This is a genomic window from Alteromonas sp. IB21, from assembly GCF_016405965.1.
Lineage (GTDB): Bacteria > Pseudomonadota > Gammaproteobacteria > Enterobacterales > Alteromonadaceae > Alteromonas.
Window position 1 is genome coordinate 152,138 of record NZ_JAEFCD010000002.1, and the last position, 24,547, is coordinate 176,684.

Here is a 24,547-nt window from a genome sequence, read left to right on the forward strand (position 1 = left end):
TTAGGAAAAGCACAACATGAATGCAACGGTATTTTTGGTTGATACCTTATTTAGCCTTTATTTGATGGTGGTTATTCTGCGCCTTTGGTTACAAGTGGTTCAAGCAGATTTCTATAATCCACTTAGTCAGTTTGTTGTAAAAGCAACCCACCCTATCGTGGGGCCGTTGCGCCGTGTCATCCCGTCAATCGGCAGATTCGACACCGCTACCTTTGTGTTAGCGGTGGCCGTGTGTGCCCTCAAACTAATTACATTAGGGCTCATGTTTGGCGGTAGCCTTAACCCCGTCGGCATTGCTATTCTGTCATTGATTGGCGTGGTAAAAGAAACCTTGTCGCTGATGTTTTGGGTATTACTATTACGGGCTATTTTAAGCTGGGTATCGCAAGGTCAATCTCCTGTTGACTACGTTTTATATCAGCTTACCGAACCGTTTTTAGCGCCTATTCGTAAAGTGATCCCTCCGTTAGGCGGCTTGGACTTATCGGTGCTTATTGCCATCATTGCATTACAGTTTTTACAGCTACTGATCCAAGATACTTTCCCTATGTAATTAATGTCTACATACCGACATATCAATAGGAATCTACGGTTCAAGCAATGAAGTCTGTTGCATCGTGAGCGGAAAAACATAAGTAAAAATGAAGGCAACGATAAGGTCTATCATGAATAAATTAAACCGAATTAAAAAAGGCTATTTGGCATTTCTTGCAATAGCGATGGCTTGCTTAAGCATTTCTGTTTTTGCCGAGCAAAAGCAAACGCTGGGTGAATGGGATGTACATTATATGGTGGTCGGCACCCCATTTTTAACGCCCGAAGTAGCTGCTAGCTATGGCATCGTAAGAAGCAAGTTTAATGCGCTGGTGAACATTTCTGTACTCGACAAAGTTTCTGGCGAAGCGCAACGTGCAGACGTCACAGGTACAGCAAAGAACCTCTTAGGTAACACCCGCAAGCTCACCTTCAAAAAAGTTGAAGATGGCGACGCAATTTATTATTTAGCTGTTTTACCGTTTCGCGATCAGGAAACCTTTAGGTTTGATATTGATGTACAAAAAGGTGCGAGTAAACAAACGTTGAAGTTCCAGCAAAAAATGTATGTTGATGAATAGATAGCGATATATTTAAGCACTTACGCCAAATATAAGCGTAACAGTTAGCTCATGCGTTGCACCAAGTCATGGTTAATAAATTTAACCTATTCAAAGCGAGATTTCCGTTTAACGGGTATCTCGCTTTTTTATTATTATAAAAACTTGATGACTCTCCTTTACCAATTGCATGCAGTGGTAAATAATCAGAACAACTGGTCGGTCAAGCTAAGGTTTATACGTTGTGCGGTAAACCTTAGCGCGTAAACCTTACACCAGTCGCCTTCATAGCATATAAAAACAGAGAATAATTATGAGTACGCCCTCGTCGCAGCCTTCACCTTACCCTCACCTACTTGAACCACTAGATTTAGGTTTTACTACGCTTCGCAACAGAACGCTAATGGGTTCTATGCACCTTGGCCTTGAAGAAGAAAAAGGCGGTTTCGACAAACTAGCTGCATTTTATGCCGAGCGTGCGAAAGGCGGTGCAGGTCTTATCGTAACTGGCGGGATCAGCCCTAATATTTCAGGTTGGGTAGCGCCCTTCGCCGGAAGAATGACGCGCTCAAGTCATGCAAAAAAACATCGTGTGATTACTGATGCTGTGCATAAAGAAAACGGCAAAATTTGCATGCAAATTCTGCATTCAGGCCGTTACGGTTATCATCCTCTAGCCGTTTCAGCCTCACCTATGAAGTCGCCTATCACACCTTTTAAGCCACGGGAACTTTCCTCACGGGGCGTAAGAAGCACCATTAAAGACTACATAAAATGCGCTAGCTTAGCCCAAGATGCAGGATACGACGGCGTCGAAATTATGGGCTCTGAAGGTTATCTGATTAACCAGTTTTTCTGCGAGCGTACCAATCATAGAAGTGACGAATGGGGCGGCAGTCTGGAAAACCGTGCTCGTCTTGCTGTAGAGATAGTTAAAGGCGTACGGGAAAAAGTAGGTACTAACTTCATAATTATTTACCGACTGTCTATGCTGGATTTGGTTGAAGGCGGGGCTAAATGGGATGAAGTCGTGTACTTGGCTAAAGAAATTGAAAAAGCAGGCGCAACACTCATTAATACCGGCATTGGTTGGCACGAAGCGCGGGTCCCCACTATTTCCACCTCGGTGCCTCGCGCGGCGTTTACCTGGATAACCGAACGGATGAAAAAAGAGGTGTCTGTCCCTCTTATTACGACTAACCGTATCAATACGCCTGAAGTTGCAGAGTCGGTGTTGGCTCAAGGTCATGCTGATATGGTGTCGATGGCCCGCCCTTTCCTGGCTGATGCACACTTTGTTGCCAAAGCCATGCGCAATGAATCAAAGCTTATCAACACCTGCATTGCGTGTAATCAGGCATGTCTTGACCACGCATTTGAACAAAAGCGTGCGAGCTGCTTGGTCAACCCGCAGGCATGCTATGAAACTGAACTGACTTTTGAACCCACCCAAAACAAGAAAAAGTTAGCGGTAGTAGGTGCAGGTCCAGCTGGTCTGGCGTTTTCCATGTATGCCGCTGAACGTGGTCATGACGTACATTTGTTCGATAAAGCCGCTGAGATTGGGGGGCAATTTAACTACGCTAAACAAGTGCCAGGCAAAGAAGAATTTTACGAAACGTTACGCTATTTCGACAATCAGTTGGCACGTGTTGGCGTTACTCTCCATCTTAATACTGACGTGAATGCTGAAAACCTTGCTAAAGGCGGCTTTGATGAAGTCGTGTTAGCAACCGGTATCAACCCACGTAAACTGACAATTGAAGGCCACAACCACCCCAAAGTGATGAGCTATTTGGATGTACTGCGAGACCACAAGCAGGTAGGCAAAAAAGTAGCAATTGTGGGCGCTGGCGGTATCGGTTTTGATGTGGCAGAGTTTTTAGTTGAGCATGAACATTTAGCCAAAGATAAAGACAAATGGCTTGACCACTGGGGTATCGATAAAGATTATTCAACGCCAGGTGCGCTCAAACAAAAATCAATAGCGCCTTCAGACCGCGACGTTTATTTACTTCAGCGTAAGACCTCAAAAGTAGGCAAAGGGCTTGGCAAAACAACGGGCTGGATCCACAGGCAATCATTAAAACACCATAATGTACAGATGATAAATGGGGTAAGCTACGAAAAAGTGGACGATGAGGGTCTACACGTTCTAATCAACGATAAACCAAAAGTATTGCCTGTTGATCATATCATTGTATGCGCAGGCCAAGAGCCGTTTAAGCCTCTCCAAGAACCGCTGGAAAATGCGGGATTAACTGTACACATTATAGGTGGGGCTGATGTAGCTGCAGAGCTAGACGCCAAGCGTGCGATTCGTCAAGGCGCGGAGCTCGCAGCGAATATTTAAAACTGATCAAACATGATAGCGTTGCCGTCTGGGTCTTTAACGATTAAATGCCCAGGGCCGCTATCGCCTTTCACAGGAACCTCTAGGGCTATTCCCTGTTCTACTAGGTCAGCCTGAAGGGCTCTAACATCGTCAGGGTTAAAAGTCATAATATTGTCTTCAAACATTCCTTCGAATAGGCCAATCATGGTGGTGCCATTTTTCATCATTAACCATTTGTCTTCCACCGAGCCGCATGAAGGCATGGCTTTAAAGCCCAACGCCTCATAAAATGCCTTCGACTTGCTGATGTCCTTTACCGCTAAACTCAACGAAAATAGCCCTAAATCCACCTTCCGCTTCCTTATAAGTCGTAAATAATGATTAATTACTACTCTAGTGAAGCTACTTACCAATATCACTGCCATTGGTCGCAAAAACGAAAAAAGCCAGCAAGGCTTTAAACTTGCTGGCTTTAATATGTTTTAACGTCTACCTAGTGTGTAGATGCTATCTAACTTTTCTGGCTCGCAATCCAGCGGTCAATTTTCTGTTCAAGTATGGCCAATGGTATACCACCTGTATTTAACACCTGTGCATGAAATTCACGGATATCAAAATTATCACCTAACGCTTTTTCAGCGCGAGTACGCAATTCCTGAATTTTTAGCGCGCCAACTTTGTAAGACAGGGCTTGGGAAGGAATAGCGATATAACGCTCTACCTCAGCCACAACTTCTGTACGTGTCATACCTGAATTATCAAGCATAAAGTCGATAGCTTGTTCTCGGGTCCACCCTTTGGCATGAATACCTGTATCTACCACCAAACGCATGGCGCGCAGTTGTTCATCTTGAAGCGTACCATAGCGATTCCATGGGTCATCGAAGAAGCCCATTTCGTAGCCTAACGTTTCAGAATACAGCGCCCAACCTTCACCGAAGGCAGGAAGGAAGCTAAAGCGCATAAATGAAGGTAGCGCTTCATTTTCTTGCGCTAGACTCACTTGGAAATGGTGACCCGGCGCGCCTTCGTGTAGGTACAAGGTAACGTTCCCTGTGGTTAAGCGACTAGGAAGGTCATACGCGTTAAAGTAGAAAGTACCTGGGCGTGAACCATCAGGCGTGCCCGGCTGATAAGAACCACCCGCGCTAAATTGCTCAATGGCGGGATCATACGGTTTTATTTCTAGTTCAGACTTTGGCAATAAAGAAAAGTATTGGTCAATTTTCTCGTCAACTTCGCGGCCAATATCGTAATAGCTTTGCGTTAGCGCCTCGCGACTTTCAGGCTTAAACTTAGGGTCGGTGCGCACATAGTCGAAGAACTCGTTTAGCGTCCCTTCAAACTTCACTTCATCCTTAATTTCAAGCATGTCAGTTTTGATACGCTTCACTTCTTTCAAGCCCAGTTTGTGAAGTTCATCTGGCGTCATCGGCAACGTTGTAGAGCCTTCCACCATAAGCTGATAAAGCTTCGCGCCGCCTTTCATATCGCTAAGGCCAATAGTTTCACGAGCAACGGGAAGGTACTCGTCGCGAAGGAAGTCACGCATACGTGTAGTTGCATCGTAAATATCTTGCGTCGCTTTTTCGTAATCAGCAGTTAAACGAGCTTTTTCTTCATCAGAAAAGCTCTCTGGGAGCATGTTGATTGGCCCCCAATATTGTGACTCTTTAATTGGGATAGCCAACTGGGTATCAAACTGCTTAATTACGCGGTCAATAGTAAGCTTGGTTTCAAGCACGCCACTTTCCATGCCTTCTCGAAACTTATCGATAGCGCGGTCAGAAATCGCAATGTAATCTTCATGGCGAGATAGGTTATTTTGGTAATCCTCTACCGTTTTAAATGGCGCTGCGCCCTTTCCGCTCGCAAAGGTTGGATAGAAGGTGTGAAACCCGCTGAAGTGGTTAACAGGACGAACTTCAGTTAGCGCTTCAATCTCGTCTGTCGACATTTTCAGCGAGCGCTCTTGGTTGTATTTAAATACATCGTAGGCAAGCTTGTCTGTATCGCTTAATTGACTACGGTCAATTTGTTTAAGCTCTGACAAGTTTAGCAGTGTGGCCGTTTTGCCAGCTAATGCATGGGAGTCTGTTAAGAAATCTCCCATTCTATCTGCATAACGCATATCGCCACGGAAAATAGCCATAATAGGGTTTAGCTCTATATTGCGCTGATCAGCAGCCGCAAATAGTGTAAAAAGCTTATCGTGCTCAGACGCGTCTTTTGCTGCCGACACACTTGGTTTATCGTTTTGCTGCTTTGCGTGATTATGAGCAAACGCCACCGTAGCGCTGAAGCCTAAAGCCATAGTAACTGCGCTACTAACCAGTAGTGTTTTAAATGCTTTCATATTTGTTCCTTGTTTTATCGCCGCTATTTTGCAGCTATTTCGCCGCCGTTTTGCAGCTATTTCGCCGCCGTTTTGCAACGAGGGCGCTGTCGTGTTTAATTCGTTATAATTTTAAGTGCTATATCGCTTAGCGGATGCGCGGAGCCACCAGACGTTATTTAAACTTCGTATGCTGCATTTCTATTAAAAGCCTCAAGGTCAGATTCTTTTAAGAGAAGCTTTATAAGTCTCATCTTGAGAACATGCATATGCGCTATTAGTTTTCGGCTATCTGAGCCATTTCTTTTCGCCACGCTCTCTCATGCGCTTCTCGACTTAATACGCGCTGCGCGTAAACCGAAACATTTTCTAAATTTCCATCTAATGTTAAGTCTAATCTACTTCCTTTCGCCCATGCCAAAATATGACCTGCTATAACGTCAGCCATGGTAAACATGCTGCCGCACACAAATTCGTTGTCGCCAAGCATGGACGAAAATACGGGAAGAGCTCGTTTAAACTCCCATACTGCCACATCTCGCATTTGCTCAAGCCTTTGCTCTTTAGGCAACGCGAAGGTGTGCTTCGCTAAGTTCCAGATGGGCTGTTCTAACTCGTTAGTAAGAAACAGCATCATCTCTTCATATTTGGCTCTTTCAAAACTACCGGGTGCAGGAATAAACTCATGCATACCGTGTCTTTCAGCCAAAAAAGTGACAATAGCTGCTGATTCAGTCAAGGTACCTTCAGGTGTTGTAAGTACTGGGATTTTGGCGGCGGGGCTAATTGCCTTGTATTCATCGGACAGATGCTCGCCTGCCTTTAAATCAATAACCTTGTAGTCGTAAGGTAAACCAATTTCTTCCAACGCCCATGCTATTCGTACCGAGCGCGTTTTCGGGTAGCCGTAAAGCGTATACATATCCCGCCCTTATCAAGTTAATGTGTATTCACTTTAAGTCTAATGCGCTAAGAGTGCTAGCGACATATTGTAACTGAGTTTTAAGGGTGTAATTAAAGGTTTACCAAACCACGGGACTTCAATTTTATGGCGTGCATTACATACGACTTGCACATTAAAGGTGCTTCTGACTTCAAATGTCGGCTTTTTTCCCCATTAATTCGTTCATCTTTCCTTTCTATAAACCTATAACCACGCAGGCGGCGACTATTATTCCGATTCACCTAAAAAGCTGGGCGGCGGTGGTGAGCGCGTCGCTTGTGGTGTAATTGGGAAATAAGCCCTGGAAAGTTTATTTAGAACTCAAATGAACTCATTAAATTCCAAAATCAAGAAAAGCGGCCAATGCCGCTTTTCTCTCATCTGTTTGAAAAAAGGTTTTTGCTGTTTTCTCAGCTTTTGTTCAGTTTGTATTCCAACGTAATATTAGCGTTTAGAAGTTGAGATACGGGGCAATTCTCTTTCGCGTCCTGTGCAATTTTTTCGAACTCATCTTCGGTAATACCTTCAACATTGGCATCCAGGCTTAGCGCTGATTGAGTAATTTCAAAACCGTCATCGCTCTTCTCTAAAGTAATTTTAGCCGTCGTATTTAACTCGCCATCGTCATAGCCAGCGTCTGATAGTGCAAATGAAAGCGCCATTGTGAAGCAACTTGCGTGAGCAGCACCAATTAGCTCTTCAGGGTTAGTCCCTTTTCCGTCTTCAAATCGTGTATTAAAACCATAGGGCTGATTAGACAATGCACCTGTTTCTGTAGAGATACTCCCCTTCCCTTTTTTGCCAAGTGGTTTGTACGCTGCACTACCTGATTTTACTATCGACATATCATTCATCCTTACATTTTTGACTGAACTAACTTCTCGCTAAACGTTTTGACTGCTACGAACATATTCAAACTCTAACTGAACTGCTTTAAACAGAGCTTTTAGCAATAAGCGGGTTAAAGCCAACCTGCGGTCAAACAAATCGGCTTTTATGTAACTTCAATAATGCAAACGCTTTGCCGACATCACAATTTAGCGCTCCCCCTTGTTATGCCTGGCCTTAGGAAAGAGCAGGTTTATATGTAAGGTAAGCTAATGACTAAAAACATAGTCAGACTACAGACTAAAGTGAAAATTTTACGTGCTGGCTTGCTACATTTTTTTGAAAGAAGTTATCTAAAAAGGTGGAGAAACAGCAGAAGACGAATACTGCGATGAAATATTTCGCGCACTTAAACGTTCTCTATTGGTGTGGCGTATATGATTAGGAAGTAGGTCAATAGTTTTGCACCATTTCGACATTTCTAATTATTAGCGCAGAATTCGTTATCACGACAGAAGGTAAAAAATGAAATCAACTTTCTCTACATTACTTCTAAGCGCTGTGCTTAGTACCGCTATTTTTTTACCAGCATCTTATGCAGACGAAGCCGTTTTAGCGGGTGGCTGCTTTTGGTGTATGGAATCTGATTTTGAAAAGCTAGAGGGGGTAACCGATGTAGTCTCTGGCTTCACCGGTGGAAGTGCGCCAAATCCAACCTACAACGGCAATCACAAAGGGCACTATGAAGCGGTCAAAATAACCTATGATGGATCAAAACTTTCATACCGAGATATTCTTGATCATTTTTGGGTAAACATAGATCCCTTCGACAGCCGCGGACAGTTTTGTGACAAAGGCCCAAGCTATTTAAGCGCCATATTTGTTGCTAACGATAAAGAGCGGGCGATTGCAGAAAAAACGAAAGCGGCAGTAATAGCCCAGTTTCCGAATAAAGAGATTGTTACACCTATTTTCGACGCCTCTACTTTTTATCCAATAAAGGGCGATGAAATTGGTCATCAAGATTTCTACAAAAAAAGTCCTGTTCGCTACAAATTCTATCGATGGAACTGCGGTCGCGACCAGCGTTTAAAAGAAATTTGGGGGGACAAGGCATTGGGAAAGAAAGATTCTTAACCCAGCAGTACGAACGCTAGACCAAATGATACAACACCGCAAAAAACGGGCAGCCCTAAACTTCTGTATTTACGCCATGTAAGTGTAGTTATAAAAACGCCAATAGCAGTTGCGGCCCAGCTTTCTGCTGATGGCGCTTTTGGAATAAGCGATGCTCCCAACATGGCCGCTATCATCAATGGGCCAAGTACACTCAACCAAGTAGGCAAACGTGCTTGGGTGTTGTTGGCCTTGTGTTTATTAAAGTGACGCTGTGTCCACAACAAGGGCCCTACACGCAAAGCATATGTACCTACTGCGGCTACTATAATTGCTACCCAAGTATCAATTGGCATTGAACTGCTTCCTATCGACATGTGACGTAAGTACGTAAAAAGTTAGTGCACCGCATAGTGCGGCGAATGGAATAGCTGCGTTTTTAAAGCTACCAAGTGCAATAACTAACGCAGCCGCGATGGTTACAAGTAGAGTAGTACTCCATAGTTTACTTGAAAACTTGGGGGCTAATAACACGAGAAAAAGCGCTGGTAACGCGAAGGGCATTACACTATCAAGCACTGGCCACTGCTGTGTGAGCGACTCACCAGCAATGCCACCCAGCGCAGTGCCCAAAATCCAACTTAGCCATGCAACCATCGAAACGCCCTTAAACCAATCTACCTTTCTGGAATCTTCTAGTATCGGTAAGCGAGCGTGTGCAAGCGCAAATATTTGATCTGTTAGACCATGCATTAAAAAGGGCCATGCCTTACTTTGCGGCAAATATGGCACTAAATTTGGGGCATATACTACATGGCGAACGTTTACCAATAATGTCATACATACCGCGAGCCAGAGCGACGAACCTGCCGCCACCATAGCAACTAACAGAAACTGCGAGGCCCCTGCGTAAATAAATACAGAAATCAGCGTGGCCTCTAGTGTGGAAAAACCCGCTTGAACCGCAATAACACCAAATGAAATGGCAACCGGAATGTAACCACCCAGCAGAGGCAGCCCGTCTATAACACCCTGTATTAGTCCACTTCGCATTGCAGTCGTGCTCATTGCTTTGTCTCTTTTTAATAAACGATAGCGATCAGGCATTTCGCCCAATCGTCTTGTATTTCATGTACGTGAGTTAAATCAGCGCTGCAAGCCACAATTTGACCCCGACAATATGTTACCGTAAATGTGAATCGTTACTTGATTTATATTTCATAGAAGCACATGTTTTTTGCCTAAAAGTCAGAGGCATCATTTTGCAATTACCTTTTAACCATTCTTGAAAAAACACGCCAAGCCCTTTCCCTTAACATAAAGGTAACAATCAAGTCGTTGAATACACTAATAAATCTTATCAGCTACCGTTACGTTGCTAACTTGATGATGTTACGATCTTTCCTAGTCGACGGATAGGTGGAAGATCAAGCCACGTGCTGCTTATCTTCAATGGGAAAGCGTCATTTGAGGTTTACCGCTTTTATTCGCAGAGCCGTTACACATTGCAAAAATCGGCAGTCTCACTGCTTGTCCGATTTTGCATGTGTGGGCGTTTTGTTATGTCGGCTAAATGCAAAACGTTAGTGTCCAGCTTAATGGGAAACAAAAACTGAAGGAACAAAAGGTCGTTTATGGCAAACCAAACTGACGAGGTGGCGTCTAATCCTGCGGATCACAACCATACTCCTGGAAAAGGAGAATATTCACTCGCCACTATTACATTCTGGTTGGCTTTCGGTACCTTCGTTATAGGATGTAGCGAATTTGCTGCTATGGGTCTATTACCTTACTTTGCAGATGACTTCGGCATTACCGAACATGTCGCGGGCTACGCAATCAGCGCCTACGCCGTCGGGGTGGTTGTGGGTGCGCCGCTTATAACCATATTCTTTTCTCGGCTTGCCCGCCGCACCATGCTTATTTCAATGATGGTGTTTTATGCAGTTGGAAACCTGCTTACAGCACTGGCATGGTCAGAATGGACAATGAATATTGCTCGTTTCATTGCCGGCCTGCCCCACGGCGCCTATTTCGGTATTGCCATGCTATTCGCCGCTGATATCGCAGGAAAAAATAAACGTGCGCAAGCGGTTAGTAACGTCATTCTAGGCTTGGCCATTGCCAATATTATTGGTGTGCCGTCAATTAGTGGCATAGGGCAAATGTTTGGTTGGAGAACCGGATTCTTCATGATTTCGGCTTTCGCTATAGTGACTGCCCTCATGGTGTGGAAAACGGCACCGTATCGAGGGCCCAACCCAGATGCCAAACCGCTCACTGAGCTTAAAGCCCTTAAAAATAAAGACGTTTTGCTAGTGCTGCTAATGGGCGCAATTGGCTTTGGTGGTATGTTTTCGGTGTACTCCTACTTCAGTGCCTCGTACCTGAGTACCACAACAGCCCCAGAATGGGGAATATCTGCAACCTTATTGATTTACGGCATTGGCGTAACGCTGGGTAACATTATTGCCGGACGGTATTCTGAAGGCCGTCTGCTCACTTCAGCCATAATGTTTCAACTACTGCTAGGCTTATCGGCAGCAGCTTACGCAGCTTCTATGGGCAACCCTTACCTAATGGCAATATCACTATTTTTCATAGGTATCGGGGGCGGCATGGTCGTTCCGCTACAAACTAGGTTAATGGATGTGGCAGGCGACGCACAAACACTGGCTGGTGCGATGAATCATGCGGCGTTTAACACAGCCAACGCATTAGGGCCTTGGCTGGCGGGTATGGCTTTATCTGCTGGCTATGGCTATTCTTCAACGGGCTGGGTAGGTATTGCTCTTGCTGTGGGCGGTGTGCTGGTTTGGCTGGCGATCGTGATGTCGGCGCGCAATACCAAAGCTCAGACAGCAACGGTATCCGATTAAGCTGCTGATTTGTGCTGGCGGATACAATTGCCAGCACATCTTCTTAGGGTGATACCATATCTTGCTGCCATTCCTCTCAAAGCCTTGGCGCCGCCCTTCTTTCCCCAACCAGAACCGATAGAACGACGTAAGTGTCTGTTCAACAATACCCTCTTTTACTAAACCTCGAAGAACGTTGGCTAACGGAAGCGACACCTGATGCTTTATCACCCCCACCATTATCGACATCCTCATTATTAATAAGTCCCACCATAGTTAACATTAAATTAACGATACATTTTCTTTCAATTTAAAAATTTTTGTCTATAACTTACAGTTGGGTGCTCACACGACGCTTAATAAAACAACTACAAAGCGTTAAACGTGTACATGAGTATTCACTACCTGTCCTGTTAATAAGAGAAAGATACATGAGCAGACCAACACTCGTATTAAGTTTAGCGTCAATTGTAAGCGCTTCCATACTTTTAAGTGGCTGTCAGAATGATGACGAAGCGATAGGCGGCCAGCTTGAAAATCCACCTCCTCCTACCTCAGCAAATTTTGAACTTGTTTGGGCTGATGAATTCGACGGCTCTGCTGTAGATACGAGCAAGTGGGAAATACAAGTCGGAGACGGCACATCAGTGGGATTACCACCGGGATGGGGTAACAACGAATTACAATATTACACGGCTGACAACATAACGGTGGAAGACGGAACATTAATCATCGAAGCACGTGTTGGTGACTCTCCTGACCCTAATTTCGCTTACACCTCCGGTCGTATGCGAACTCAGGGCTTATTCGATTTTACTTACGGTCGAATAGAGGCGAGCATTCAAGTTCCCGAGGGTGTTGGACTTTGGGCCGCTTTTTGGACCCTTGGCAGCGATCCATCTCCATTTGGAGAGTGGGCGGCGCGTGGTGAGATAGACGTAATGGAAAGCTTCGGTCAGGCTACGCCATTTGTCGCAGGTACTGCGCACTTCGGTCAGCGATTTCCTCTAAATGTTAGCGAGTCTAAAACCTACGATATCGACCCTACAGATGGTTTTCACCAATACGCGGTTGAATGGGACTCGCAGCGCATTCGTTGGTTTATAGACGGTGATCACTATTTTACAATCAGCAGAGATACCTACTGGAATTATTATTTCAAAAACCAAATGGAAGGGTTTCTCTCTGGTGAGAACGATGCGCCTTTCAATGAAGATCAGCATCTCATTGTTAACCTAGCCGTTGGAGGCAATCCTGCAGGTGTACCCAACCCCAATGACGCAGACGTATTTCCCGGGCAGCTTTTGGTCGACTACATTCGCGTTTATCAATGCCCTCTACCACCTTTAGGCGACGGTCTTGGGTGCGAAAATAGCATAGATGAGGTAGACCCGTTTGTTATCACTCAAGGAGGCGACGGTACGCCGCCCCCACAAGATGTAGTCGTAAATACGTTCCCTTTGTATGACAACGCTCCGGGCGTGTTATTTAGCGGCACTAACAGCGAAAGACCTTTGGGCATTGGTGTATTCGACAATGACGGTGCGCTAACCGTTGCTGAAGTAGAGTCAAGTGACACGACGAGAGGTACGGTAATCGAAGTCACTACAAGTGGTGGCGGAAATATCCAAATAAATGATCCAGAAGGCAACACCTTTGAATTATTTGGAATGGGTAGAGCCGACAACAACGAGTTTTATGGCGGCGAATTAAAATTTGACGTGTACATCGACAGTGCTGCCACACAAGCGACCGCGCTGCAAGTAGGCGTTGACAGCGGTTTCCCAAATATTGGATTTACCCAGGTGCCGCTTGCTAACCTTCCTACTGACGAGTGGACATCAGTATCTCTAGCACTAAGTGACGTTATCCAGAGCAATATTGGTGCGTTTGGCGGCGGCCCAATGAATGTCGAGGAAGTCGTAAACCTCATTGTACTTGAACCAGTAGGTGGCGCTGCGAAAATGCGGTTCGACAATATACGGCTGGTGTGCGGAACGCCACAATCTGAGCCGTGCGGTATTGTTCGAATTACTACCGTGCCGCAAAACGTATTCATTGATGAGGTTGACCCCTTCTGGACCTTTGGCATAGGCGCAGTCGATAGCGGATCTGGCTTTGAAACCTACACCGATGGAAGCAATCCCGATGGTGTTAACAAAATAGAATGGGAAATTGTCACCAGCGACGATGCATTACGAGACCAAGTTATCGATATCACCTTCAATGGCGATGGAGAAAACGGCGTATGGTTTATCGCAACGGACCCTCAGAATTTAGCAGGATACAATAATGGCGCAGTGGTGTTTGATTTGTTTGTGTCAGACTTTGGTAGTGAAACAAACACCATTACTATGCAAATAGACTGTGTATTCCCTTGCACAAGCGGTCCACAAGACTTAGGTCGACCGGCTGATGGCGAGTGGCAGGAAATTGAAATTCCTCTCAATCAACTTATCAACGCCGGGCTAAACACCACGACAGTCAGTGCTGGTTTGGTGCTTTCAGTTACGGATGTTAACGCCACCACTTCGTTCACTATCGATAACGTTCGTTGGGAACCGTTTACCGATATCGTGGAAGAAGAAGTACTACCGCTAAGTTTTTACGCAGACTTTGAAGGCGTTGACCCTCAAGCCACTGCACTGGGTAACAACTGGATGAGTTTTGGTACGGCTTTTACTGCTGACGGAAGCTTTGTTTACAATTATGGCGCACCATTTGGTACCCCACTCAACTCTAATAGCTTTGCTAATATTGCCGTGGGACAAGGCGATGCTGCGCAGGGCTCACAACAGTTGGTGTTGTTCAACGATTACAACAATGCCGACCATGGTAATGGCTTATTTATAGAAGCGGCGACATTCCAACAGTTTAATTTGGTTGCTGAAGACACCGGTACTTACACCTTTACCTTCGATGCAAGGGCACCAAGCGAAGGCGCAATTGCTGACCCTACAACAGCCACCGCCTACGTACAGACCTTAGATCCCAGCAATGGATTTTCAACCACCGCACGGGTAGAAATTGATCTGTCGGCGATATCAGGTAGCGACTGGCAAACTTATAGCGTCAACTTTGATATCACCGACGCTATGGCTGGCCAATTACTAGAGTTTGGTTTCACCTCTAGGACAACCAACTTTGCGCCTTCAGCCATCATTGTCGATAACGTTGACTTTGATAAAGCACAACCGGGTGTGTTCTACGAAACAGATTTCGAATCAGGTAACGCTGGTGCAGGAGAAATTGGTGATGGATGGCTAAGCTTTGCAGCGGTATTTGCTGACGGCAACTTTGCCTATAGTTACGGTCCATTCCCCTCCCCTAACAACACGGGCGGGTTCACAAGTTATGCCACTGGCGAAGCTGGTGAAGCGCAAGGTACTCAGTACTTAAACGTATTCAGTGATTACAATAATGGCGACCATGCTAATGGCTTGGTGATTGAAGCCGCTAGTTTCCAAGAGACCGTGTTCAGCGCGTCTGACGCCGGTAGCTACGTGTTCTCATTTGACGCTAAAGCACCGTTTGAAGGGGGGATTGCCCCACCCACCACAGCGTATGCCTACATCAGAGTACTCGATCCTAACAACGGTTTTGCATCTAGTGTGGACGTGAGAGTGGATTTGAGTGCGGTAAGTAATACGGAATGGGCTCGCTACAATGTTGAGGCGACACTAGACGAGAGTTTAGACGGTCAAATCCTTCAGTTTGGTTTTTCAAATTCAGCTACTGACTATAACCCCAGCGGTGTCTTCTACGACAACGTTAATTTTTCAATAGTTGAATAGGGAGGGTCAAAAATGAAATGTTTTAATCGAGATTTTAATGACATGCCAACAATTACAACATCGGTCGGTGCGGGAAACCTTATGAAATTATTCGGACACTGTATCTTGGCCTCTTCCATTGTCTTTAGTGTCGCATCGGCGGTTGCACAAGAAGTAGAAAAAACCGAGGAAGAAAAGGAAGCAGACTTAGAACGCATAGTGGTAACCGTAGAACGTCGCTCTCAAGATATTCAAGATTTAGGAGGAACAGCGTTTGCGTTTTCTGGCGAAGACCTAAAGGCACAAGGTATTCAAGATATCACCGATATTTCTGAGTCCATTCCCGGTTTAGAAATCGGTAATAATCAAGGTAACGTAGAGGTATGGATCCGCGGTATAGGCAGCTCTAACAATACTGAGCTTGGCGACCCGGCGGCGGCGACGCATTTAGACGGCGTATATATACCGCGCCCCTCTGGTATCGGTTCAGCATTTTTCGATATATCTCGCGTTGAAGTAAACGTTGGTCCTCAAGGTACCCTCCGCGGAAGAAATGCGACCGCTGGCTCTGTCAACATCATCCCTTGGCGCCCAGCTATTGGTCAGTGGAATGGCAGTGCCGAAGTTGAGTTCGGTAATTACAATCACCGGACTATCACAGGCGCTTTAAATATTCCCGTCAATGACGTCTTGGCCTTTCGTGTTGCCGGTATCAAAACCGACCATGACTCGTATTACAACGATGTTGGTCCGCTCGATCTTGAACTGGCGGAAGCCGCTGATAATCTAGGCTTAAGATTTCAAGCGCTTTACGAGCCTAATGACGACTTAAGCATTTACATGTCTTACGACTTTGCGAGAGAACAGGGCACTGGTTACACGGGCACGAACTACGCCTTGCCACTTGGTCTTGGCATAGACCCTGACACCATTGAAGACCCTCGTGACGTGGTAGGCCGCGGTTTTTCTCCCATCCAAGACACTATTCACGATGGCTTCAAGCTTGAGATAACCTATGACTTGGGTAATGTTAAGCTGGAATATAATGGAAGCTATCGCGACCTAATATACGACTATCAAGCCGCAACGCCATTGTCACCAGACTTCCCTGGCGTTTTCGACGCCCTAGCCCCGTTAGACCAAGCACTTGATGATTTCTCTCGTTTCCAGTTTTTAACTGACTCTGAGTCAATCATTCACGAGCTACGTTTGTTGTCTGACGACGATGCAAGTCGACTCACCTACACTGCTGGCATCTTTTTGTTTGACGAACGTCAGCAAACATTTTTGGCATCGGCAGGTGATCGCGGCGGCTTTTTTCAGGGTGCTGAATTTAACCAGCCAAACACCGATACAGATTCATTTTCAATATATGGTGACGCGACCTACGAGTTCAGTGCGGATACACGCCTAACGCTTGGCTTACGTTACACCAAAGATACTAAGACACGACAAGGTGTGAATGCACGCTATGCTTTTGCACTCGGCGGCTTCGATGTTAATACCGGTAACCCATTTGGTTGCTGTATGGGCGCCAGAGTGGGCACAGAAGGCTTCCAGTTCGCTGGATTTGGGCGCTCTATTTACGACCCAGATCAAAATGGAGATGGTAATGTTTCTGATGACGAATTCTTAGCATTCTACTTCGACGGTATTGCTCAGTTTGGTGACAGAGACACCCTTGACGATATCTTTGCTAATGGCGTTACCCAAGGCGGCGCAGAAAACCGCCCTGCCTGCTCAGACAGTGATGTGACGGATGGACTTATCTGTAATGAAGATGGTACTCACTCATTCGCAGTACCTATCTCGCCAAACAACTCAATAACCGTGCAGGATGGTCGTATAGACAATGAGTTTGTGGACTGGCGTATCAGACTCGAACATGACTTAAACAACGACCAATTGTTGTATGGTCTGATTGCTACAGGTCACAAATCAGGTGGATTTAACGATACGTTTAGCGACCCTACAACTGGGTTAACGTTGGCACCAACTTATCAAGAAGAAAGCGTAACATTGTTCGAGGTTGGTTCGAAGAACGAGTTCGATCTTGGTGATATTCCTACCACCTTTAACTTCTCGGCGTTTTACAATGATTATCGCGACCAAGTGTTTACAAACCTTCTGTCGGTTGAACAAGCCCTTGAGTTCAACTCTGGCGCACCTGTTGACCCACTTGATGCAACGCCAGGAGCACTGGTAGTGTCATTTAGCTTTAACGCTGCAGACTCAGCAATTTATGGTATGCAGTTCGATGGTAAGTTTGAGCTACCTTACGACATTAACTTCAACTGGACCGCACTGTGGCTAGAGGCGGAAATTGAGAATAGTCAGGAAATACAAGATTCCCGTTTTCAGGCCGACGTAGCGCCAGATGAAGCCGTATTCCAGTCTATTGACGGTAATCGTCTGCCCCGCACACCGCGCTTCCAGCTTAATGCTTCATTAAGTCAAATTTTTGATATAGGTAGCGGCACCCTCGATTATGTTATTTCTACAGGGTGGCGCGACTCTCAATTCTTGACCATATTCAACAGCATTGATTATCAAAACCCTGATAATCCTCGTCGCCGACTAGACGATTCTGTAGATACGTATTGGACAGTGGATGCGGGTATGGGCTATACCCATGGCGATGGTGCACTTCGTGTAGAAGCTTTCGCAAACAATCTTTTTGATGAAGTGCGCACCGCTGCAACAATTATTACCCAGTTTGACAACACACGCTTTTTTACACGTCCAAGAACGTTTGGCGTGCGCGTAAGGTACACCTACTAATGTAACTGTTGAACAGCAGCGAAAAACGCTAAGTTTTTAACTAAGCAAAACCAACGCGCATATAAACCGAAAGGAGTATGCGCGTTATTTTTTATTACTCTTAAACATCGTCATTCTGCTGTATTTTCGACGTAAATATGATTAAAGGAGAATAATGTGCAACGTTTCCCTATCATTGGAGGTCTGCTATTTCTATTCACTATGTTATCAGGTGGCGAAATAGCCGCGAAGCCAGTGCACGTAGAAGTAAGTAAGCTTCCTGATGGCAGTTACATCTTGCTACGTGACGGTAAACCGTATCAAGTCAAAGGTGCTGGCGTAGATGGTGCCGACCTTGCCACTTTGGCTGCATACGGTGCCAATTCAGTTCGAACATGGTCGATAGATGGTGGAGCAATGCCTGCCCAAGCTTTATTAGATAAAGCCCATGAGCTTGGAATGACCGTCTCTTTAGGCATTGACTTCGCTCGTGAACGACATGGCTTTGACTATAATGATGAACAAGCTGTCGCTGCACAGCTTGAGAAGGTAAAAGCCAGCGTACTGGCTCACAAAGACCATCCTGCCCTACTTACTTGGTTCATTGGAAATGAGCTGAATTTTGATTTCACTAACCCCAAAGTATACGACGCGGTTAATGAGGCTGCGGAATTGATCAAGTCAATTGACCCGCATCACCCAACCACAACCACCATTGCCGGGTTTGACAAAAAAGCCATGGACGCAATTATGCGTCGTGCTCAGTCACTCGATTTCGTCAGTTTTCAGCTTTATGCTGACGTGGTCAATCTTCCTAAATATATTGAAAAGTATGGCTATGAAGGGCCTTATATGATCACTGAATGGGGCGCAGTGGGTCACTGGGAAGTATATGAAACTAAATGGGGTGCCCCCGTTGAAACTACCAGTTCAGAAAAGGCCAGTAACTATGCGAAAAGCTTTGTAAGGGCAATTGAACCGGAAAAGAAACAACTTATTGGCAACTATGTTTTTCTTTGGGGGCAAAAGCAAGAACGCACAAGCACGTGGTACGGAATGTTTTTGGACTCAGGAGAGCGCACCGAAGCTATAGATGTAATGCACTATATATGGAAAGGAAAGTGGCCTGAAAACCGTACACCTAGGGTAAGCCCCATTGGTTTAGATGATAAGGTAGCGTTTGATAACGTTTTTCTCTTTTCCGGCGACAGTTATGAGGCAACGCTCAACGCAGTGGATCCCGATGGCGATCCGTTGCTATTTAGATGGGAAGTGAGAAAAGAGTCTACAGCCACAGAAGTGGGTGGCGACCGTGAAGTAGTGCCAGAGGAAGTATTAGGGCTGATAAAGAACTCTGAAGCACAGAAAATAACATTGAAAGCGCCAGAATCTCCGGGGGCTTATCGGTTGTATGCGTTTGTTTATGATGGAAAAGGTAATGCCGCACATGCGAACTTTCCCTTTTTCGTGAAATAGAAAAAGCGCTAGCGCGTTTTTATCTCTACAGGGTAACTACGCGCTGGCGCTGCAATTAAATAAAGTTTCTCTTACTTTATCGATCTCGTTTTGCAGGCGTTTTTTGCCCGGCAACATTTGAGAAAATAACAACGATTCGTCGTAACACTAACCATCGAACTTTAAGCAATTATTCTGACTCGCTTTTATGCTTATCATTGGTGCTAGCAGCACTTCCCCACACGTTTTCAGGTATATCTCTAGGTGCTGCAGGAGCAAGCTCTTCCGCGGCGGCCTGCTTTTTCTCTTGATTTGACCATTTAACGCGAATTTTTTTCCCGTCAATAATCTTTGCGTTTAGCGCTTTAATGGCATTGTCGGTTTCATCTTGCGTGCTCATTTCAACAAAGCCAAAGCCTTTAGATAAGCCTGTTGCATCGTCCATCACCATGTCACATGACACAATGGAACCAAACTCAAAGAACAGATCTTCAAGACTTTCTTGGGTAAATGATTTAGGTAAATTGCGAACTAGTATGCTCAAGGTATGACTCAACTCAGTTGATAATAATGGTAAGGTATATTGTAGCATGTGATCACGCACCGTTTCTTTACCGCTCTTAAGGTAACGCCGAATAATACCAGTCCGCATAGATAAGTACCCAGAGAGGGGGGCTTATCCCTCTTGGTTACGAAGAAATACAAGTTCCGTCGATGAACTTTGTTCTTCGCTAAACTGATAGCCGTCTACGTCGAAGTTTTTTAAACCTTCAACGTCTTCTACACGGTTTTCAAGAATATAACGTGCCATCAAGCCACGGGCTTTCTTCGCAAAGAAGCTAATAATCTTATACTGGCCGTTTTTGCAATCTTTAAAGGTGGGCGTGATGATCATGCCATCAAGAGATTTCTTTTGAACCGCTTTAAAATATTCATTTGAAGCAAGGTTAATTAACACATTATCACCCTGTGCTTCCAGTGCTTTATTAAGCATATAGGTAATGCGATCGTCCCAAAACGCATATAGGTCTTTGCCTGCAGAGTTTGCTAACTTAGTGCCCATCTCTAGACGATAGGCCTGCATTAAATCTAGTGGTCTAAGCAGTCCGTATAGGCCCGACAGAATACGAAGGTGCTTCTGGGCGTATTCTACTGTTTCACTGTCTAGCGAATAAGCATCAAGCCCAGTATAAACATCACCATTAAATGCATACATAGCCTGACGTGCGTTATCTGGCGTAAACGGTGTAGAAAATTCTGCAAAGCGATTAGCGTTTAAGGTAGCTAATTTGTCACTGATTTTCATTAGCGATGACAGGTCAGCGGGAGATAACGTGCGGCATACTTTCATTAACCGTTCAGTATCTTCAAGCATGGCAGGCTGAGTAAACTGACTCACTGGAATGTCGCTTTCAAAATCTAGATTTTTCGCTGGGGATACTACAACTAACATTTCGACTCCTTAAATTTTACGCCTTTATTGTACCACTTCATACGCGCTGAGAAGCCAAATGGCATAAGAAAGAAGCAAATTGGCTTAACAGACTAATCCGATTAGCCATTTTGTCATTATCTTCTGTATGAATTGTCACACGGGTTTGATATAAATAGCGTTACAAATAATTATTCAAACTATAAATCAGATGCATCCTCTAGATATGTGTCTTGATGACCAAAGCGCTAAATTTATTTTTGCCTCCTTCCTTGATGGAAGAAGCATTTTGCAAAAAGAAAACGCAGGCGCAAGACCCTACATACGCGCAAGCGAACCGTTTTATTCAATTGGCTTTTCTAGCGAGTTGTCCAAATTTATTATTAATAAAGAATAGAGAGAATTATGAGCAATCAGTTAGCTTCATTACGTGATATCACTACCGTAGTTGCCGACACGGGCGACATTGATGCCATTAAAAAGTATCAACCAGTCGATGCCACTACCAACCCGTCGCTACTTTTAAAAGCGGCTGGTCTTCCTCAATATGCAAGCCTAATTGATGATGCTGTAGCATGGGCAAAACTTCAGTCTAACGACGCCGACCAGCAATTAACTGATGCTTCAGACAAGTTAGCAGTTGCCATTGGTAAAGAAATATCTGCAACTATCCCAGGCCGAATCTCTACCGAAGTTGATGCTCGCCTATCGTTTGATACCGCTGCAACCATCGAAAAAGCAGAGCGCTTAGTTCAGCTTTATGAAGACGCTGGCATCGACAAGTCACGTATCTTAATTAAAATTGCATCAACGTGGGAAGGTATTCAAGCGGCAGAAGTACTAGAGAAAAAAGGTATTCAATGCAACCTTACTTTGCTATTTAGCTTTGCCCAAGCTCAAGCGTGTGCCGAAGCGGGCGTATACCTTATTTCGCCTTTCGTAGGCCGTATTTTAGACTGGTACAAGAAAGCAACCGGTACCGAATCTTACGCACCAGATGAAGATCCGGGTGTAGTATCTGTAACGAAAATCTACAACTACTACAAAGAACATGGTTATAAAACGGTAGTTATGGGCGCAAGCTTCCGTAACATTGGCGAAATTCAGGCGCTAGCGGGCTGCGATCGCTTAACCATCAGCCCAGCTCTTCTTGAAGAACTGGCTAACGAGCCTGGCGACTTGGAAGTGAAGCTTAAAGACAATGGCGCAACGAAAACACCGGGTGACCGTTTAACAGAAAGCGAATTCCGCTGGGCAATGAACGAAGATGCGATGGCAACTGAAAAGCTATCTGAAGGCATTCGCAACTTTGCTGCCGATCAGGAAAAACTTGAAGCTACGCTTCGCGAAAAACTAAGCGCATAAGGGCTATTGAAACAATGAGTGTTTTAACTTCTCTTCCTGAATGGAAAAATTTATCTGACATTGCCGCATCAGTGAAAAGTGCGCATATGCGCGACTGGTTTGCACAAGATGCAAGCCGCGCAGATAAGATGCAGCTTGAAGCTTGCGGTATTTTTTTAGACTACTCGAAAAACCGCGTAAACGAAGACGCGTTAAAAGGCCTATTTGATCTTGCTCGTGCCTGTAAGTTAGAAACCCTTCGCGACGCGATGTTTTCTGGTGAGCAAATCAACTCAACAGAAGGTCGCGCTGTGCTTCACACGGCGCTTCGTAACTTCTCTGACCGCAAAGTGTTGGTAGACGGCGAAGACGTAATGCCTGAAGTATATGCAACGCTTGAAAAAATTGAAGCGTTTACCGCGTCTATTCACAGCGGCGAGCATAAAGGGTACACCGGCAAGCCTATTAAGCACATAGTGGCAATTGGTATTGGTGGCTCGTTCCTCGGGCCTAAAATAATGACCGAGGCGCTTAAACCCCATACGGTTGACGCTGTGAAAGTACACTTCGTTGCCAACGTTGACGGCTGTCATATTCACGACGTGCTATCTAGCGTTGATTTTGAAGAGACCTTGGTGGTGATGTCATCGAAGTCTTTCTCTACTCAGGAAACACTTCAAAATACCATTACCGCAAAAGAGTGGTTCTTAAAATCTGGCGGTACCCAGGAAGATATCGCAAAACATTTTGTAGCAGTGTCTTCAAATGTAAAAGCAGCGACCGACTTCGGTATTAGCGCAGACAACATCTTCCCAATGTGGGACTGGGTGGGCGGTCGTTACTCTCTGTGGTCAGCTATCGGTTTACCTATCTCGCTTGCCCTTGGTTTTGAAAACTTTAAAGGCTTGCTTGAAGGTGCGTTTGATATGGATACCCATTTCACTACTGCACCTTTAGAAGAAAACATGCCTGTATTGCTTGGCCTTTTGGGTATTTGGTACAGAAACTTTTTCGATGCGCAGTCTCACGTATTACTGCCTTATTACCATTACCTGCGCGGTCTACCTGCCTACATACAGCAGCTAGATATGGAAAGTAACGGTAAAGAAGTAACCCAAGAAGGTGAAAGCGTAGACTACCCTACCGGCCCAATTATTTGGGGTAGTGAAGGGACAAACGGTCAGCATAGCTTCCACCAGCTTATTCACCAAGGTTCAGGCGTTATTCCAGCTGATTTCATGCTGCCGCTTAAAGTGCCAAACCAAGATGACACGCACCACGCTATGCTCGCGTCTAACTGCTTTGGTCAAACTCAGGCACTGATGCAGGGTAAAACCTTTGAAGAGTGTTATGCGGACTTAGATGGCAGGGGCCTAGACGACGCAGAACGTAAGCGTTTAGCGGCTCACAAAACCATGCCGGGTAACAAGCCAAGCAACACCTTCTTATTTGATTCACTCACGCCTAAAACACTTGGCGCGTTGGTTGCAATGTATGAGCATAAGGTATTCGTTCAGGGTGTTATCTGGAACCTTAACTCATTCGACCAATGGGGCGTAGAGTTAGGTAAAGTACTAGGAAACCAAGTACTTGCTGGCATTCAAGGCGAAGCAGACAAAGATAATTTCGACGCTTCAACACAACAATTGATCGCCAAATTCAGAGCAGCGAATGCACCAAAATAAGGAATGAGAGGTGATGTAAAATCACCCACTTGGTGCAAATAACAAACTGAACGGCCAGCTTTTTCGAAAGCTGGCCGTTTTTAGTTGCGGTATTCATCTGCTATACGCTAGACACTTTTTGACATCCGTAACACTATGCATCTGGTCACTAATAAAACAAATAGTATCATATACATACAGCTTTTGTTTACGCGTTGAACACACTGGACATTCCTTACCGTTGTCATCATATCGTCACAATTTGTTAATAAAAAGTAAACTAAACTATTTTATTTTAGTGGCGGCTGTGATACAAAATCGTACAGAGGGAATTTAAAAACAAAAAACTCTGTATTAGTTGTAGTGGTATAAAAAGGAGATCCCAGTGGATAAGTCAGATCTATTTGCCATGTTAGACATCGAAGCAAGCCCAGCAAGAACCAAAAGTAAAAAACGTAAGTGGAGAGAAATCGAAGCGCTACAAGATCGCTACAAATTAGAAAAAGAACTCGCTGAACTCGACTGTGGTTTCGAGTACGAGCTAGAAACACTGGAAAGATAAATCAAAGGCCGCCTGTTACACAGGCGGCCTTTTTACTTTCCAGTATGC

At 45.0% G+C, this 24,547-nt stretch carries 19 protein-coding genes and 1 pseudogene; 12 read left to right on the forward strand and 8 right to left on the reverse strand.

Annotated features, from left to right (window positions below; all coding sequences use genetic code 11):
• The first annotated feature begins 16 nt into the window (after positions 1-16).
• The 3 genes from JC525_RS02460 (at position 17) to JC525_RS02470 (ending at position 3,447) form a co-directional block, all read left to right on the forward strand.
• Positions 17-553 (forward strand): YggT family protein, encoded by a 537-nt coding sequence (locus JC525_RS02460; protein WP_198814164.1) that lies wholly within the window; start codon positions 17-19, stop codon positions 551-553.
• An 88-nt stretch (positions 554-641) separates the two neighbouring features.
• Entirely contained in the window at positions 642-1,115 is a 474-nt protein-coding gene (locus JC525_RS02465) for a DUF4426 domain-containing protein (protein ID WP_198814166.1), read from the forward strand.
• Between the two features lie 292 nt (positions 1,116-1,407).
• Positions 1,408-3,447: an NADPH-dependent 2,4-dienoyl-CoA reductase gene (locus JC525_RS02470; RefSeq protein WP_198814168.1), complete on the forward strand. Its 2,040-nt coding sequence runs from the start codon at positions 1,408-1,410 to the stop codon at positions 3,445-3,447.
• Here JC525_RS02470 and JC525_RS02475 read toward each other — a convergent pair.
• The 3 genes from JC525_RS02475 to JC525_RS02485 all read right to left on the reverse strand — a co-directional run bounded on the left by JC525_RS02475 (position 3,444) and on the right by JC525_RS02485 (position 6,686).
• Positions 3,444-3,779: a VOC family protein gene (locus tag JC525_RS02475; protein WP_198814170.1), complete on the reverse strand. Its 336-nt coding sequence runs from the start codon at positions 3,777-3,779 to the stop codon at positions 3,444-3,446. The genes JC525_RS02470 and JC525_RS02475 overlap by 4 nt on opposite strands.
• Before the next feature lie 161 nt (positions 3,780-3,940).
• The gene (locus JC525_RS02480; protein ID WP_198814172.1) at positions 3,941-5,785 is read right to left on the reverse strand and encodes a DUF885 domain-containing protein; all 1,845 of its coding nucleotides are present in this window, start codon (positions 5,783-5,785) and stop codon (positions 3,941-3,943) included.
• Between the two features lie 256 nt (positions 5,786-6,041).
• The gene (locus JC525_RS02485; protein WP_198814174.1) at positions 6,042-6,686 is read right to left on the reverse strand and encodes a glutathione S-transferase family protein; all 645 of its coding nucleotides are present in this window, start codon (positions 6,684-6,686) and stop codon (positions 6,042-6,044) included.
• A gap of 232 nt (positions 6,687-6,918) precedes the next feature.
• Here JC525_RS02485 and JC525_RS19815 point away from each other — a divergent pair.
• Positions 6,919-7,005, forward strand: a pseudogene (locus JC525_RS19815) (superoxide dismutase family protein); the annotation flags it as partial.
• Between the two features lie 112 nt (positions 7,006-7,117).
• Here JC525_RS19815 and JC525_RS02490 read toward each other — a convergent pair.
• Positions 7,118-7,552 carry an OsmC family protein gene (locus JC525_RS02490; RefSeq protein ID WP_105929664.1) on the reverse strand — a complete coding sequence of 145 codons (435 nt, stop codon included), beginning with the start codon at positions 7,550-7,552 and terminating at the stop codon, positions 7,118-7,120.
• Positions 7,553-8,060: 508 nt separating this feature from the next.
• Here JC525_RS02490 and msrA point away from each other — a divergent pair.
• The gene (gene msrA / locus JC525_RS02495) at positions 8,061-8,672 is read left to right on the forward strand and encodes a peptide-methionine (S)-S-oxide reductase MsrA (RefSeq protein ID WP_198814177.1); all 612 of its coding nucleotides are present in this window, start codon (positions 8,061-8,063) and stop codon (positions 8,670-8,672) included.
• Here msrA and JC525_RS02500 read toward each other — a convergent pair.
• Entirely contained in the window at positions 8,669-9,007 is a 339-nt protein-coding gene (locus tag JC525_RS02500) for an AzlD domain-containing protein (RefSeq protein ID WP_198814179.1), read from the reverse strand. The genes msrA and JC525_RS02500 overlap by 4 nt on opposite strands.
• Positions 8,997-9,719, reverse strand: coding sequence for an AzlC family ABC transporter permease (locus tag JC525_RS02505; RefSeq protein WP_198814181.1), 723 nt, complete (start codon positions 9,717-9,719; stop codon positions 8,997-8,999). Before JC525_RS02505 ends, JC525_RS02500 begins: the two co-directional genes overlap by 11 nt.
• A 566-nt stretch (positions 9,720-10,285) precedes the next feature.
• Between JC525_RS02505 and JC525_RS02510 the strand changes: the two genes are divergently transcribed.
• From JC525_RS02510 to JC525_RS02525, 4 genes are all read left to right on the forward strand, one after another.
• Positions 10,286-11,530 carry an MFS transporter gene (locus tag JC525_RS02510; RefSeq protein WP_198814183.1) on the forward strand — a complete coding sequence of 415 codons (1,245 nt, stop codon included), beginning with the start codon at positions 10,286-10,288 and terminating at the stop codon, positions 11,528-11,530.
• A 410-nt stretch (positions 11,531-11,940) separates the two neighbouring features.
• Positions 11,941-15,303, forward strand: a complete 3,363-nt coding sequence (locus JC525_RS02515) for a family 16 glycosylhydrolase (protein ID WP_198814185.1) — start codon at positions 11,941-11,943, stop codon at positions 15,301-15,303.
• 81 nt (positions 15,304-15,384) lie between these two features.
• Positions 15,385-18,063 carry a TonB-dependent receptor gene (locus tag JC525_RS02520; protein ID WP_233094899.1) on the forward strand — a complete coding sequence of 893 codons (2,679 nt, stop codon included), beginning with the start codon at positions 15,385-15,387 and terminating at the stop codon, positions 18,061-18,063.
• A gap of 156 nt (positions 18,064-18,219) precedes the next feature.
• Positions 18,220-19,518: a glycoside hydrolase family 2 TIM barrel-domain containing protein gene (locus tag JC525_RS02525; RefSeq protein ID WP_332874068.1), complete on the forward strand. Its 1,299-nt coding sequence runs from the start codon at positions 18,220-18,222 to the stop codon at positions 19,516-19,518.
• Positions 19,519-19,687: 169 nt separating this feature from the next.
• Here the strand turns inward: JC525_RS02525 and JC525_RS02530 are convergent, their stop codons facing one another.
• Together JC525_RS02530 and yaaA are read right to left on the reverse strand one after the other, a co-directional pair.
• Positions 19,688-20,149 (reverse strand): RNA recognition motif domain-containing protein, encoded by a 462-nt coding sequence (locus tag JC525_RS02530; RefSeq protein WP_233094901.1) that lies wholly within the window; start codon positions 20,147-20,149, stop codon positions 19,688-19,690.
• A gap of 24 nt (positions 20,150-20,173) precedes the next feature.
• Complete coding sequence (yaaA, locus tag JC525_RS02535; protein ID WP_198814189.1) at positions 20,174-20,950, reverse strand: peroxide stress protein YaaA; 777 nt, start codon at positions 20,948-20,950, stop codon at positions 20,174-20,176.
• Positions 20,951-21,334: 384 nt separating this feature from the next.
• Between yaaA and tal the strand changes: the two genes are divergently transcribed.
• The 3 genes from tal (at position 21,335) to JC525_RS02550 (ending at position 24,499) form a co-directional block, all read left to right on the forward strand.
• Complete coding sequence (tal, locus tag JC525_RS02540; protein ID WP_198814191.1) at positions 21,335-22,294, forward strand: transaldolase; 960 nt, start codon at positions 21,335-21,337, stop codon at positions 22,292-22,294.
• A gap of 14 nt (positions 22,295-22,308) precedes the next feature.
• Positions 22,309-23,958 (forward strand): glucose-6-phosphate isomerase, encoded by a 1,650-nt coding sequence (gene pgi, locus JC525_RS02545; protein WP_198814193.1) that lies wholly within the window; start codon positions 22,309-22,311, stop codon positions 23,956-23,958.
• Between the two features lie 364 nt (positions 23,959-24,322).
• A complete protein-coding gene (locus JC525_RS02550) occupies positions 24,323-24,499 on the forward strand; it encodes a DUF3545 family protein (protein ID WP_198814195.1) in 177 nt (58 codons plus the stop codon).
• Positions 24,500-24,547 lie beyond the last annotated feature (48 nt).

Coding starts and splice junctions, on each gene's coding strand:
- yaaA (WP_198814189.1), bottom strand. CDS start 20,950: ATGTTAGTTGTAGTATCCCCAGCGAAAAATCTAGATTTTGAAAGCGAC.
- JC525_RS02515 (WP_198814185.1), top strand. CDS start 11,941: ATGAGCAGACCAACACTCGTATTAAGTTTAGCGTCAATTGTAAGCGCT.
- JC525_RS02500 (WP_198814179.1), bottom strand. CDS start 9,007: ATGCCAATTGATACTTGGGTAGCAATTATAGTAGCCGCAGTAGGTACA.
- JC525_RS02520 (WP_233094899.1), top strand. CDS start 15,385: ATGAAATTATTCGGACACTGTATCTTGGCCTCTTCCATTGTCTTTAGT.
- msrA (WP_198814177.1), top strand. CDS start 8,061: ATGAAATCAACTTTCTCTACATTACTTCTAAGCGCTGTGCTTAGTACC.
- pgi (WP_198814193.1), top strand. CDS start 22,309: ATGAGTGTTTTAACTTCTCTTCCTGAATGGAAAAATTTATCTGACATT.
- JC525_RS02490 (WP_105929664.1), bottom strand. CDS start 7,552: ATGTCGATAGTAAAATCAGGTAGTGCAGCGTACAAACCACTTGGCAAA.
- tal (WP_198814191.1), top strand. CDS start 21,335: ATGAGCAATCAGTTAGCTTCATTACGTGATATCACTACCGTAGTTGCC.
- JC525_RS02470 (WP_198814168.1), top strand. CDS start 1,408: ATGAGTACGCCCTCGTCGCAGCCTTCACCTTACCCTCACCTACTTGAA.
- JC525_RS02480 (WP_198814172.1), bottom strand. CDS start 5,785: ATGAAAGCATTTAAAACACTACTGGTTAGTAGCGCAGTTACTATGGCT.
- JC525_RS02510 (WP_198814183.1), top strand. CDS start 10,286: ATGGCAAACCAAACTGACGAGGTGGCGTCTAATCCTGCGGATCACAAC.
- JC525_RS02505 (WP_198814181.1), bottom strand. CDS start 9,719: ATGAGCACGACTGCAATGCGAAGTGGACTAATACAGGGTGTTATAGAC.
- JC525_RS02530 (WP_233094901.1), bottom strand. CDS start 20,149: ATGCGGACTGGTATTATTCGGCGTTACCTTAAGAGCGGTAAAGAAACG.
- JC525_RS02465 (WP_198814166.1), top strand. CDS start 642: ATGAAGGCAACGATAAGGTCTATCATGAATAAATTAAACCGAATTAAA.
- JC525_RS02485 (WP_198814174.1), bottom strand. CDS start 6,686: ATGTATACGCTTTACGGCTACCCGAAAACGCGCTCGGTACGAATAGCA.
- JC525_RS02460 (WP_198814164.1), top strand. CDS start 17: ATGAATGCAACGGTATTTTTGGTTGATACCTTATTTAGCCTTTATTTG.